Origin of the sequence: Flavobacterium stagni (assembly GCF_004122105.1) — a bacterium.
Taxonomy (GTDB): domain Bacteria; phylum Bacteroidota; class Bacteroidia; order Flavobacteriales; family Flavobacteriaceae; genus Flavobacterium; species Flavobacterium stagni.
Genome location: NZ_SBKN01000001.1, coordinates 872,985 through 886,051, shown reverse-complemented (window position 1 = coordinate 886,051; position 13,067 = coordinate 872,985). Strand labels below are relative to the sequence as shown.

Sequence of the window (13,067 nt, the reverse complement as noted above, 5' to 3'; positions counted from 1 at the left end):
AATCATGAAATATTCTAAGATTAAAGCCTTACTTGAAAGTGAAAAAGGCGGTATGGAAGTAGCAACCCGCGGTTGGGTAAGAACATTTCGTAACAAGCAATTTATCGCGTTGAACGACGGTTCGACCATCCACAATATTCAATGTGTTGTTGATTTTGAAAACACACCTGAAGCTACCTTAAAACGCATTACTACCTCAGCGGCATTGGACATCCAAGGCACGTTGGTAGAGAGCCAAGGTTCGGGACAGAAATACGAAATTCAAGTAACCAAACTGGAAATTTTAGGCGATTCGGATGCGGAGAAATATCCGATACAACCGAAAAAACACTCCTTAGAATTTTTACGTGAAAATGCCCATTTGCGTGTGCGAACCAATGCTTTTGGAGCGATTATGCGTGTGCGCTCTGTATTGGCGTATGCCGTTCACAAATATTTCAATGAAAAAGGATTTTTCTACTTCAATGCGCCCATTATTACGGGAAGTGATGCCGAAGGTGCGGGTGAAATGTTCCGTGTATCGGCTTTACCTTTTGATGGTACACCTCGAACCGAAGACGGTAAAGTGAATTTTAAAGAAGATTTCTTTGGTCGTGAAACCAACCTTACGGTTTCGGGTCAATTAGAAGCGGAAACCTATGCGATGGCATTGGGTCAGGTGTATACTTTTGGTCCAACGTTTCGTGCGGAGAATTCAAATACTTCACGTCACTTGGCGGAATTCTGGATGATCGAACCCGAAGTGGCCTTCAACGATTTGAATGACAACATGGATTTGGCCGAAGATTTCATTCGTTATGTGATCAAATATACAATGGAAAACTGCGCAGATGACTTGAAATTCTTGGAGCAACGTTTGATTGATGAAGAGAAAAACAAACCGCAAGCAGAACGCAGTGAGATGAGTTTGTTGGAGAAGTTGAATTTCGTTTTGGAAAACAACTTCAAACGCGTTTCCTATACGGAGGCGATTGACATTTTGAAAAATTCGAAACCAAATAAAAATAAAAAGTTCCAATATATTATTGAAGAATGGGGTGCTGATTTACAAAGTGAGCACGAACGTTATTTAGTTGAAAAACACTTCAAATCACCGGTAATTTTGTTTGATTATCCGGCAAAAATAAAAGCGTTTTACATGCGTTTGAATGAAGACGGACAGACGGTTCGCGCTATGGACATTTTATTCCCAGGAATTGGCGAAATCGTAGGTGGATCACAACGAGAGGAACGTTTGGATGTATTGGTTGAAAAAATGAACGCGTTGGGCATTCCAGAAGAAGAATTGTGGTGGTATTTAGACACCCGACGTTTCGGAACTGCTATCCACTCGGGCTTCGGACTCGGATTTGAGCGTTTGGTATTGTTTGTAACCGGAATGACAAACATCCGTGACGTAATCCCATTCCCAAGAACACCACAAAACGCCGAATTTTAAGCGTTTTTTGAAGAACTTGAAACCTGAAACCTGAAACTTGAAACTTAATCTTCATGTTAAAACAAAACCTACAATTTAAACTTTCGCAAAAACTGTCCCCGCAGCAGATTCAGTTGATGAAACTGATTCAGTTGCCTACGCAAGCTTTTGAACAACGTTTAAAAGAAGAATTGGTTGAGAATCCCGCCCTGGAAGGATCAACCGAGCAAGAGGAATTGTATGAAGGCGATGATTTCAACAACAGCGATGATTTTGATGATGATTATGGCAATGAATCCATTGACGCCGACGACATCAACATTGATGAATATTTGAGCGATGATGAAATTCCCGATTATAAATTAGCCGCCAACAATTACAGTGACGACGATGATGATCGCGAATCACCGTTGGCTGCAGCAATGAGTTTTCATCAAGATTTACTCAATCAATTGCAAACTTTTATCATCAGTGATGCCGAACGTGACATCGCAGAGTTTATCGTGGGAAGCATTGATGATGATGGCTATCTCCGTAGAAGCATCCAAGATATGGTCGATGATATGGCCTTTACGCAAGGGATTTACACGGATGAGAAAACGGTAGAAAGTATTTTAAAAAACATCATTCACGAATTAGAGCCTTCCGGTGTAGGCGCGCGTGATTTGCAAGAATGTTTGTTGTTGCAGTTAAAGCATAAAACCCCTACTGAATCGGTGGATTTAGCTACCCGAATCATCGAAGAACAATTTGATGGATTTACGCGTAAACACTACGACAAATTATTATCAAAATACGGAATTAGTCAGGACCAATTAAAAAAAGCGATTGCAGAAGTAGAGAAATTAAATCCGAAACCCGGAGGCAGTTTTTCAAGCAGCACCCGCGTTACTGACAATATTGTTCCCGATTTTACCATCCGAATTGTAGAAGGAGAATTGGAACTTACCTTGAACGGAAGAAATGCGCCCACCTTGCTCGTTTCGCGGGATTACCAAGACATGTTGCGCACGTATAAAGATTCGAAAGACAAATCGAATGCCCAAAAAGATGCGGTTCAATTTATCAAACAAAAATTGGATTCTGCCAAATGGTTCATCGATGCCATTAAACAGCGGCAAGAAACCTTGTTTGTAACGATGAATGCCATCATGCATTTTCAATACGATTACTTTTTAGAAGGTGACGAATTGAAAATCAAACCGATGATTTTAAAAGATATTGCCGATATGGTCGGGTTAGATATTTCCACCATTTCCCGTGTAGCCAATAGCAAATATGTGGAAACCCCTTACGGTACAAAATTGATCAAGGAGTTCTTTTCAGAATCCATGAAAAACGATCAAGGCGAAGACGTTTCTACTTTAGAAATCAAAAAAATATTGAAAACCGTTATTGAAGAGGAAGATAAAAGCAAACCGCTTCCTGACGATCAATTGGTTGATATTTTAAAAGAAAAAGGCTATTTAATTGCCCGTCGTACGATTGCAAAATACCGCGAACAATTAGATATCCCTGTGGCACGAATGCGCAAGAAAATTTAAACGAATGCGGTAATTCATTCGGAACAATGAAAAAAATACTCCCTTTTTTTTCGTATGCTTTCCACCCTATATTCATACCGATATTGGGCACCTTGAGTTATATTATTTTTAGCGAGCGACTCTATACGGTAGAACAGTATTATTTGGTATTGTTTCAAGTAATTATTATTACTTTTTTTTTACCGCTATCCTTTTTTTATTTGTTGCGAACCTTTGGAAAAGTAGACTCCATCATGATGGCTGAAGTCAAACAACGAAAAATCCCTTTGATCATGCAGATGGTCCTTACCGCTGTATTACTTCAAAAAAGCATTACGATTGACCGCTTTCCAGAATTGTATTTTTTCTTTTTGGGAGGATTGATAAGTACGCTGATTGTGTTCCTTTTGATTTACATTCATTTTAAGGCAAGTATTCACATGGTGGCCATTAGTGCGTTGAATTTTTTTGTAATCGGACTCAGCATACACTTCCAAATCAATATCATTTACACCATTGCTTCCTTGGTTTTGCTCACCGGAATCATTGCTTCCTCCCGATTGTACATGCGCGCCCATACGCAAGAAGAATTGACGGTGGGTTACCTTTGTGGGGTTGTTCCGCAACTTTGTCTTTGGTGTTTTTGGCTATAAAATATAGAATTGCAAACCTATATTTAGCGAATGCGGCTCCAAAGGCTTCCCTGAAACGGTTGCATTTTTGTACAATGAATTTAACCCATAATAGGCGTAGAAATTCCAAGTATTCCAACCCGTAGAGATATAACAACCGTATTGCACTCGTTGTAAATCGCTATTGTTTTTAAACAACACATTTTGGACATCATTTTGAAAACGATAGCGGTCGGACACCACATATCCCACTTTAAATCCTGTGTAAATTCGCCAGAACTTATGACTTCCTACCGTAGAAGCTCGCCAACGAAACTCAATGGGGAGTTCGATGGTATGCAACGTCAATTTATTCTTTTGATAATAGGTATCTGAGGAAATAAACTCGTATTGATATGATGTTCCCACACCCGTTGTATTGGCATATTGATAGACATTATGATTGAAAACGGATAAATTGTATCCCATTCCGATAGCGATTGCATACGTACGGGCTTTATTCACTGGAAAATCTCTTAAGAAACCTAAAGAAATTCCCGGAGAAAATTTATTTTGTGATAATCCTTCCACTTTATTGGCGCTGTCGTAAGTAAACGTAAAATAAAATTGATCCTCACGATACAGGGAATCCACGACCTGAATTTCAGGTTTATCTTTTTGTTCCTCTTGAGCCCAAATGGAATGCATCGAACCAAAGAATAGCACACAAACAATCAAATACCAATTACTTTTCAAAATAGCGCGGATTTATAAAAACAAAACTACAGCTTTTTTTGGAGTTCCCATCAATTCTGTATTGTGAATAGAAAGCATTAAAAAACCCGCACGAGGCGGGTGAAGAGATTACAATTTAAATGCGATTTTTATTCCCGCTTTGTAAATTAAATTATCTACGGCTTTGTTATCGACAATTCCGGTGCCTTTAACTTCCCATTTCCAATTGAATCCGATATAAGGATCAATCATAATGTATTTCCCTAAATCAAATCGATACCCTACTGCTGGGTTGATTAATGACCAATAACTGTATTTTCCATCCACTTTAGTTCCTAAAATTGTTTCCTCAAATTTTACCGAACTGTAGGTTATAAAATTTTCACCATACCAACCTTTAGTACCAGAATAATAGGTGCGACCGCCCAATTGTAAGGTATATCCTTTCCCATCTACACTCAATGGCCCATCGGATAAGGTCATTGTGGAATAACCCACATTGAGTAAACCGGTTGTTGTACGACCGTCTTTCTTTGTTTCGTTTTTGTATTCAAAGCTCACACCAACAGTAGAGGGCTCTGAAATTTCGGCATAGGTACCAATACTAGTCTGACTCCAAGATAAATGCCCAATAAAGGCCAAAGCAATACTCAAAATAATTTTTTTCATGTTCTTATAAAATTAGGGTTCTCTTCAAATATAAGAATTAATGAAAAACAAAAGAAGAGTATTTTGTCATTTGTAGTAAAAAAACGAAGAAAATTGCAACGGGATTACTGCCGTGATCCCCAATGGGGATTACTGCCGTGATCCCCTATGGGGATTCCGGTACAAACAAAGGGCAGTGCTTCGCACTGTGCCCTTTTTGTATCCTACAACCCTTCAAAAGCATAGCGATTACTCATGTAATCCTCCGTATTGGGATTACTGCCGTGATCCCCAATGGGGATTCCGGTACAAACAAAGGGCAGTGCTTCGCACTGTGCCCTTTTTGCATCCTACTACCCTTCAAAAGCATAGCGATTACTCATGTAATCCTCCGTATTGGGATTACTGCCGTGATCCCATTTGGGGATTCCGGTACAAACAAAGGGCAGTGCTTCGCACTTTGCCCTTTTTGCATCCTACTACCCTTCAAAAGCATAGCGATTACTCATGTAATCCTCCGTATTGGGATTACTGCCGTGATCCCATTTGGGGATTCCGGTACAAACAAAGGGCAGTGCTTCGCACTGTGCCCTTTTTGCATCCTACTACCCTTCAAAAGCATAGCTTTTGGGTTTTTCGGATGCAAAAAGGGCAGGCCACCGGCCTGCCCTTGTCTTGCAGAGAGGAAGGGATTCGAACCCTCGATGCAGTTACCCACATACAAACTTTCCAGGCTTGCTCCTTCAACCACTCGGACACCTCTCTATTTGGACTGCAAAAGTGGTATATTTTCTGGAATTATCAAAATGTTTTAGGAAATCATTTCCCCGCGAATTGGGGTTTCAAAAATGGTTTTGAATACTTTGGGTGCAACTTGTTGGCCCAGCAAATACATTAGCTTGGTAACCGCCGCTTCTGTTGTAATATCTTTTCCAGAAATCACCCCAATTTTCTTCAACATGGTACTGGTTTCGTATTGGCCCATATTCACACTTCCGCCGGAACATTGGGTCACATTCACAATGTGCAATCCTTTTTTGACGGCTTTTTTCAATACATTGATGAACCAATCTTCTGTAGGTGCATTCCCCGAACCGTAGGTTTCCAACACTACACCTTTTAAATTTGGTATCGAAATCAACGAATCTAAAACTGATTCATTTATTCCTGGAAACATTTTAATGATGACTACATGGGAATCCAATTCTTTATGCACTTGCAACGGCTTCTTGTTGGAACTCATTAACAAATGATGATTCACAATCAAATGCACGCCTGATTCTGCTAACGGCATGTAATTGGGAGAGGTAAACGCATTGAAATGTTCGGCGTTAATCTTGGACGTTCGGTTACCGCGGTACAATTTATATTCAAAATACAAACATACTTCTTGAATCACCGGCTTGCCTTTTTGTTGCAAAGATGCAATTTGAACAGCGGTAATCAAATTCTCTTTGGCATCCGTTCGCAAATCTCCAATAGGCAATTGAGAACCTGTAAACACGACAGGTTTGGAAAGGTTTTCCAACATAAAACTCAATGCAGACGCTGAATACGACATCGTATCTGAACCGTGCAATACGACAAAGCCGTCATAATCGTGATAGTGCGTTTCAATAAGAGAAGCCAGCTCGACCCAACGCTCCGGATTCATGTTGGAGGAATCAATGGGTTGGGCAAATGAAACGGTTTCAATGGCACAATCCAATTGTTTTATTTCGGGAATTTTTTGAAGTAATTTGCTGAAATTAAAAGCCTTCAGCGCACCGGTTTTGAAATCCTTCATCATCCCGATGGTTCCGCCCGTGTAGATCAACAATATCTTAGGCTTGGCTTGCATGACGGTATTTCATTTGATTAATGACCGGATTAGCGTACATCGCCAAAAAGCTATCGCGTACCATTTCATTATGAACATCAATACGCATTTCTAAACGACGTTCAAATAACGACTTTTCCGCTTCTGTATATTCCGCAGCATACGTATTCGTTTGATGCAATAAATCGTAAGCGATATAATTCGTAGGCCATAGTTTATACGATTGTAAAATCGAATCATCGATGGCTTGCGCCAAAGCCTGAATTTGTTTATTGGTATTGTCGTTTTCCGCACAAATTTGGTCAATTTCTTCATCCAAAACCTTACCTACATGCAAATGAATACGCTTCTTCTGACCGATAATGCCACTCAACAAGGTGATGAAATCTTCGTTTTTCTCTTTGATGTAAATCTCCTCTTTGGCCTCAGCCATCAACTGCGGCATTTTTAAAGCATCGGTAGGATCGTATTCGTAAGAAATGGAAACGGGAACTATTTTGATGCGTTTGAAATAGTTCATGATATTTTTCTCATCCGAACCCATCGCCAACATTTTCAACACTCCGCTGTGCGTAGCGTCATTGCCGTCTTTGGTGCGCCCTTCGCGTTGAGCAATCCAAACGGAACGATTCTCCCGCAACAACAATTGTGCGATGTATTCAGACATAAGTTTCGAACTCTCCAATAATTCACGTGGTGGAAGTCCGCGTTGAACCAAAAAGTTTCGATTCAACTTAGAAAGCGTTTTTAGAAAATCCTTTTGTACCAAATTATCACCGATAGCTGAAGCGGTCATCACCAAACCATGATCAAAAAGACAAACATTCAAAATTGATGTATCTAAAATAATATCGCGGTGATTAGAAATAAACAAATAGGACGTATTGGGTTCTAATTTTTCAAAACCAGAAGTTGTCAAGCCGTCCGAACTTTTCTCCAACACTTTCTGTACCGCTTGATAGGCAAAATTAATTTGAAAATCACGAATGGAATGGGTGCGCATCAATTGGGCTTTCCAAACCTCTTCATCCACTTGGGGATAGGCAAAATTCATTAATGCTTTCATCATCGGATGGTTGGAAACCGCCTGAAGTGCCGCATTGACTTCCGCATCGTAAAACGGACGAATGGCATCGAACTTTTGCATGTGTTTTTGTTTGATTAGGAAAACAAAAGAACAAAAAAATAATGACTTTTCCGTGAAATCCGTGTTATATTCCGAAGATATTTTTGGAATTTTCAGTCGTTTTTTCCGCAATTTCCGCTACAGTACAACCGTAAATTTCGGCTAATTTTTGGGCAACCAACACGGTGTAACTGCTTTCATTTCGCTTGCCGCGATGGGGAACAGGTGCCAAATACGGTGCATCGGTTTCCAAAACAATATGTTCGATGTCAATTTGATTCAAAAACTGATCAATCTTCCCGTTTTTAAACGTGGCTACTCCCCCAATTCCCAATTTCATTCCCAATCCAATGGCTCGTTGTGCCTGCTCAAAATCGCCTGTAAAACAATGGAAGATTCCGAAAAGCTCAGCAGAAGCTTCACTTTCCAATACGTCAAAGACCTCATCAAAAGCTTCGCGGCAATGGATATTGATGGGTAATTTTCGCGCTTTCGCCCAGCGAATTTGTTGACGAAAAGCTTCTTGTTGAATCGCCAATGTCGTTTTATCCCAGTACAAATCGATTCCGATTTCACCCACCGCATAATAGGTATGTGAATTCAATTGTTCCTCCACCCAAGCCAACTCTTTTTCAAACGTTTCGGGTTTGACATAACACGGATGCAAGCCCATCATCAAAAAGACATTGTGGGGATAGTGCGCCTCTAAATCCAACATTTTTTGGGTATACGAAGAATCGATTGAAGGTACAAACAAGCGCTGTACGCCAGCTTCAAAAGCCCGATGCATCATCGCATCGCGTTCGGTTTCAAATTCTTCAGAATACAAATGGGTATGGGTATCGGTTAAAATCATGGGTGTAATTTTCGGACGCAAAGGTACGAAGGAAACCTTTCTAGATTCAAGAAATTTCACTAACCTTGCCCTTGATTTTTCAGTGAATTATGGAACAACTGCCCGCCTTTCTGCAACAAGCGCACTATACAAGCATTGCTTTTTCAGTGAGTAAAACCCAACATTTGGTAGTACAAGCCAAAGTGAACGGTGTCAAAGGCCGATTTATCCTAGACACAGGCGCGAGTAATAGTTGCCTCGGATTTGACAGTGTGGCCAAATTCCAATTGGAGACCCAACATTCGGCCACCAAAGCATCAGGAGCGGGTGCCACGGGAATGTTCACCGAACAATCCTTGGACAATCTCTTACAAATCGGGCGCTGGAAACAGCCTAATTTTCCCTTTGTGGTTTTCGATCTCACCCATGTGAATTCCGCCTTAGCCCAATACAACGTAAAAGCCGTTGATGGCATTATTGGTGCCGATGTGCTATTATTAGGAAATGCTATTATTGACTACGCCAATTACAAATTATACTTGAAAAAGGGTGTTTAATCAATAAAATCGCTCAAAAACCTTTAAAATCAAAATTTTAACTACAATTTATTTAAATTAGGAGTAAAATGTTTTTTCTATGTATAAACCAGTACTCCTTTTTATTTTTACGTTTTTTTCAATCACAGCTACTTCTCAAATAGTTCCTAAAAACGATTATTTCACGATTAACCTTTGTGATACATTTTCCCAGGTAATTGGAAATATTTTCCAAGATAACGGTAATGGCATAGATCTTTTCAATGGATCTATTGCAACAGGTGGACCCAATAGAAATGTGGATGTTTTGACTTGGTTTAGTGGAAATCCATTTTTCCTTGATGATTATGGAAATTTATTTTTTACTGGCGACCCCATGAATAGCACTAATAGTTATTCATTGGCTTATAAACTACAAGAAGCTGGTAATCCTAACAATATTTCCAATTTTGCTTTCATTACTGTTACTTTTATGTATCCCAGTCCAATTACTCAAGCTGACAATTTTAACTCATATCCTATTTACAGCATTGTTGGCGGTACAACACCTAGTGTACTATTAAACGATTTAAGCTCGTGTGGAACAAATTTAACGATTTGCAATCCTGTAAATTTCCCCGCAGGATTCACATTAAATACAGATGGAACAATTACTGTTGCGCCTGGTACAGCACCTGGAAGTTATATCCTTAATTATACAGGATGTGTAAATGCAACAATTTGTAGTAACTCAACAACAGTAATGATTACTGTATCTGGCGCAAGTCCTTTGCAAGCTGTATTTGACCATTTAGGAGTTGTACTCCCTGGTTCGAGTTCATCTTATAGTATTCTCCAAAATGATTTATATGCAAATTCTCTCTTATACAACACTATTCCTGTCACCATCACACCACTCTCTATTCCAAATGGATTTTCGATTGATAGTAATGGATATGTAAATGTTGCACAATCTGTTTCTGAAGGTGTGTATTATGTTCCGTATCAAATTTGCCTTAATAGCGATCCCAGTGTATGTTCAGCAAATTATAGTTATGTAGAAGTACTACACAACCGATTTGTTGGAAAAGTTATATACGATAATGAAAACGATGGTTGTGATAACTTTGATTTCATAATTAACAATTATCCAATTAATAATGTAAATGGAACAACGACATACACAACATATACGGGATTAAATTGGAATTTGGATCCATACTCCTACTACTTAATTGGTGATGCCGGAACAAACATTATATCGTTTGATTTACCCCCTTATTTTACAGTTACGCCGCCCTCACAAACCTTTACAATTTCTTCTCAGGGAACCGTTATTGTACCTACCTTTTGTGTAACTGCCAATAATACAGTAAATGATGTAGAACTCTACTTGATACCTTTGAATCAAGTGGTTCCAGGACAAGCGGTTAAATATGCCATTTACGTCCGCAATTGGGGAACAACAACCTTAAGTGGGCAAATCACATTACAATATGAAAATTCTAAATTAACGTATCAATCTTCAACTGTACCTCCAAATACAACAACAGCCAATTCACTCACTTTCAATTACTACTACACACAACCATTTGCCTTTTGGTATTTAGGTCAGGTGACATTTATTGTAGGTATACCACCTGCGGTAGATTTAGGTACAACTGCTACAATTACAGGAACAGTTAACCCATTAAGTGGCGACAATACCGTTGCAAACAACATTAAATCTTTAACTCAAATTGCCGTAAATTCGCAAGACCCCAATGATATAGTAGTTCAAGAAGGACCACAGATTACATTAGCACAAGCGGGAGATTATTTGCAATATACTATACGCTTTCAAAACATTGGAACCTCACCTGCTATTAATGTCAGAGTGTTGAATACTTTAAGTCCCAAATTAGACTGGAGTACTTTCCAATTCGTATCGTCTAGTTTCTTTTGTCGTGTAAAAAACAAAAACAACCAAAACGAGTTTTTATTTGAGCGCATTAATCTTCCCGGAACAAATGACGAACCTAATAGTCACGGGTATATTACTTACAAAGTCAAACCCAAAACCAATGTCGTTATTGGGGATGTGATTACCAATGACGCGCTTATCTATTTTGATTATAACGCACCTATTGCTACCAATACGGTATCCACAACTATTGTTAATCTTGGTACCTTAGAAGAAGTGTTTACCCAACTACAGGTTTCGCCAAATCCTACAAATGGACTGCTTTCACTTTCAAATGCTTTCACCATAGATAGGCTGTCGGTTCGAACACTTACAGGCCAACTCGTCTTACAAAAACAAATTGGCGCCAACGAATCCACCCTTGATTTGAGCGCTCTAGAAAATGGCATTTACCTACTCACTGTTCAAAGCGAACAACAAGTGAAAACCATAAAAATCATCAAACAATAAAAAAACCGCCTCTCGGGGCGGTTTTGTTTTTTATGCTTTTTTGCGAAGAGTAACATAAGAAATCACCGTACTTACCATCATCAACACACCGCCCAATATAAAAGGCGCACCTGCAAATTGGAACGGCGCTTCTTTGTGCGTGAAGAAATAAAAGAGTGAGGTCATCATGGGCGGACCCACAATGGCGGAGGCACTCATCAAACTCGAGAGCGTACCTTGAATTTCGCCTTGTTCATTAGCAGGAACTTTTCCTGAAATCACTGCCTGCATGGCCGGACCCGCAATTCCGCCCAAACAATACGGAATTAAAAAGACAAAAAGCATCCAACTCTCGGTTGCAAACGCAAACAAAAACATGCCTAATGTGTACAACGCCATACCCAAATAAATACTTTTCTCATTGCCTAATTTGGGATTAATCCAACGAATTAAGCCACCTTGCACCAATCCGACTAACAATCCGATAACGCCCAACGAAATTCCGATCATGCGTTCTTTCCATCCAAATTTATACATCGTGAAAAAGCTCCAATTGCTATGCACCGCATGCGAAGCCACATACAATAAAAACATGGAAATTACCAACGGAATCAACACGGGATACTTGCGTAAATTTAAAAAGGCGCCAATCGGATTTGCGCGTTTTAAACTAAAGTCGCGACGATTTTCAGGCGCTAAAGATTCGGGTAATATGAACAATCCGTATAAGAAATTGAGCAAACACAACACCGCAGCCGCATAAAACGGCACCCGCGCTCCGTAAGCACCGAGCAATCCGCCCAAAACCGGACCAATAATAAAGCCCAAGCCAAATGCGGCGCCAATCATTCCAAAGTTTTTTGCGCGATTCTCAGGCGTGCTCACATCGGCAATATAGGCCGAGGCCGTCGTAATACTCGCGCCCGTGAGTCCGGCAATAATTCGCCCAACAAACAACCACGTGATTGTAGGTGCAAAAGCCAACAACACATAATCCATCGAAAACGCCAAAAGCGACAGTAATATGATGGGGCGACGTCCAAATTTATCGCTTAAATTCCCCACCAAAGGCGCACACACAAACTGGGTAATGGCATAGGCAAACGTCAGCCAACCCCCAATTTTAGAAGCTTCACTCACATCGCCGTGAATCAATTCTTGAATGAGTTTCGGGATCACCGGAATAATAATTCCCCAACCCGTAATATCGATGAGCATCGTGATAAAAATAAATCCGATCGCCGCTGATTTGTTTTTTTGCATGTTTTTTTGTTTTTGGGCGTGCCCCCACCAAGAAGTTGGTTTGTCCTTACCCGTTCCTGCGGTGGGGTCGCGCTATCCGCAGTATCTGCCTCCCTTTCGTCCGGCAGGATACTTGCTCCTATCGCTCACGCATTCTACAAAGAAAAGAAATTCTCTGCGATAAATTACCGTTACCCAAAAGTT

General features: G+C 40.0%; 10 protein-coding genes, 1 tRNA gene and 1 pseudogene. 5 read left to right on the top strand and 7 right to left on the bottom strand.

The annotated features are described in order from the left end of the window. Positions 1 to 4 precede the first annotated feature (4 nt). Genes asnS through EQG61_RS03825 form a run of 3 tightly spaced genes read left to right on the top strand, consistent with a single transcriptional unit; the run spans position 5 to position 3,593 of the window. On the top strand, positions 5 to 1,438 hold the full coding sequence (gene asnS, locus EQG61_RS03835; protein WP_129460564.1) for an asparagine--tRNA ligase: 1,434 nt from the start codon (positions 5 to 7) through the stop codon (positions 1,436 to 1,438). Between the two features lie 53 nt (positions 1,439 to 1,491). Further along, positions 1,492 to 2,961 (top strand): RNA polymerase factor sigma-54, encoded by a 1,470-nt coding sequence (rpoN, locus tag EQG61_RS03830; RefSeq protein ID WP_129460563.1) that lies wholly within the window; start codon positions 1,492 to 1,494, stop codon positions 2,959 to 2,961. A gap of 26 nt (positions 2,962 to 2,987) precedes the next feature. Next, on the top strand, positions 2,988 to 3,593 hold the full coding sequence (locus tag EQG61_RS03825) for a hypothetical protein (RefSeq protein ID WP_129460562.1): 606 nt from the start codon (positions 2,988 to 2,990) through the stop codon (positions 3,591 to 3,593). Here EQG61_RS03825 and EQG61_RS03820 read toward each other — a convergent pair. The 6 genes from EQG61_RS03820 to EQG61_RS03795 all read right to left on the bottom strand — a co-directional run bounded on the left by EQG61_RS03820 (position 3,588) and on the right by EQG61_RS03795 (position 8,735). Next, complete coding sequence (locus EQG61_RS03820; protein WP_235829022.1) at positions 3,588 to 4,307, bottom strand: porin family protein; 720 nt, start codon at positions 4,305 to 4,307, stop codon at positions 3,588 to 3,590. The genes EQG61_RS03825 and EQG61_RS03820 overlap by 6 nt on opposite strands. A gap of 108 nt (positions 4,308 to 4,415) precedes the next feature. Next, on the bottom strand, positions 4,416 to 4,955 hold the full coding sequence (locus EQG61_RS03815; protein WP_129460561.1) for a hypothetical protein: 540 nt from the start codon (positions 4,953 to 4,955) through the stop codon (positions 4,416 to 4,418). Between the two features lie 657 nt (positions 4,956 to 5,612). Beyond that, a tRNA-Ser gene (locus EQG61_RS03810) sits at positions 5,613 to 5,699 on the bottom strand. 46 nt (positions 5,700 to 5,745) lie between these two features. Next, positions 5,746 to 6,774 (bottom strand): asparaginase, encoded by a 1,029-nt coding sequence (locus tag EQG61_RS03805; RefSeq protein WP_129460560.1) that lies wholly within the window; start codon positions 6,772 to 6,774, stop codon positions 5,746 to 5,748. After that, positions 6,758 to 7,900, bottom strand: a complete 1,143-nt coding sequence (locus tag EQG61_RS03800) for a 1-acyl-sn-glycerol-3-phosphate acyltransferase (RefSeq protein ID WP_129460559.1) — start codon at positions 7,898 to 7,900, stop codon at positions 6,758 to 6,760. The genes EQG61_RS03805 and EQG61_RS03800 overlap by 17 nt, the downstream gene beginning before the upstream one ends. Before the next feature lie 64 nt (positions 7,901 to 7,964). Beyond that, positions 7,965 to 8,735, bottom strand: a complete 771-nt coding sequence (locus tag EQG61_RS03795; RefSeq protein ID WP_129460558.1) for a TatD family hydrolase — start codon at positions 8,733 to 8,735, stop codon at positions 7,965 to 7,967. An 89-nt stretch (positions 8,736 to 8,824) separates the two neighbouring features. Between EQG61_RS03795 and EQG61_RS03790 the strand changes: the two genes are divergently transcribed. Further along, on the top strand, positions 8,825 to 9,271 hold the full coding sequence (locus tag EQG61_RS03790; protein WP_129460557.1) for a retropepsin-like aspartic protease: 447 nt from the start codon (positions 8,825 to 8,827) through the stop codon (positions 9,269 to 9,271). A gap of 79 nt (positions 9,272 to 9,350) precedes the next feature. Beyond that, on the top strand, positions 9,351 to 11,642 hold the full coding sequence (locus EQG61_RS03785) for a T9SS type A sorting domain-containing protein (protein ID WP_129460556.1): 2,292 nt from the start codon (positions 9,351 to 9,353) through the stop codon (positions 11,640 to 11,642). Between the two features lie 30 nt (positions 11,643 to 11,672). Here the strand turns inward: EQG61_RS03785 and EQG61_RS03780 are convergent. Continuing rightward, positions 11,673 to 12,893 (bottom strand): annotated as a pseudogene (locus EQG61_RS03780) (TCR/Tet family MFS transporter); the annotation flags it as partial. Between the last annotated feature and the right edge of the window lie 174 nt (positions 12,894 to 13,067).

What these genes read in the sequence shown, in the direction of transcription:
- EQG61_RS03815 (WP_129460561.1), bottom strand. Translation starts at nt 4,955, where the DNA reads ATGAAAAAAATTATTTTGAGTATTGCTTTGGCCTTTATTGGGCATTTA.
- EQG61_RS03825 (WP_129460562.1), top strand. Translation starts at nt 2,988, where the DNA reads ATGAAAAAAATACTCCCTTTTTTTTCGTATGCTTTCCACCCTATATTC.
- EQG61_RS03790 (WP_129460557.1), top strand. Translation starts at nt 8,825, where the DNA reads ATGGAACAACTGCCCGCCTTTCTGCAACAAGCGCACTATACAAGCATT.
- EQG61_RS03795 (WP_129460558.1), bottom strand. Translation starts at nt 8,735, where the DNA reads ATGATTTTAACCGATACCCATACCCATTTGTATTCTGAAGAATTTGAA.
- rpoN (WP_129460563.1), top strand. Translation starts at nt 1,492, where the DNA reads ATGTTAAAACAAAACCTACAATTTAAACTTTCGCAAAAACTGTCCCCG.
- EQG61_RS03785 (WP_129460556.1), top strand. Translation starts at nt 9,351, where the DNA reads ATGTATAAACCAGTACTCCTTTTTATTTTTACGTTTTTTTCAATCACA.
- asnS (WP_129460564.1), top strand. Translation starts at nt 5, where the DNA reads ATGAAATATTCTAAGATTAAAGCCTTACTTGAAAGTGAAAAAGGCGGT.
- EQG61_RS03805 (WP_129460560.1), bottom strand. Translation starts at nt 6,774, where the DNA reads ATGCAAGCCAAGCCTAAGATATTGTTGATCTACACGGGCGGAACCATC.
- EQG61_RS03800 (WP_129460559.1), bottom strand. Translation starts at nt 7,900, where the DNA reads ATGCAAAAGTTCGATGCCATTCGTCCGTTTTACGATGCGGAAGTCAAT.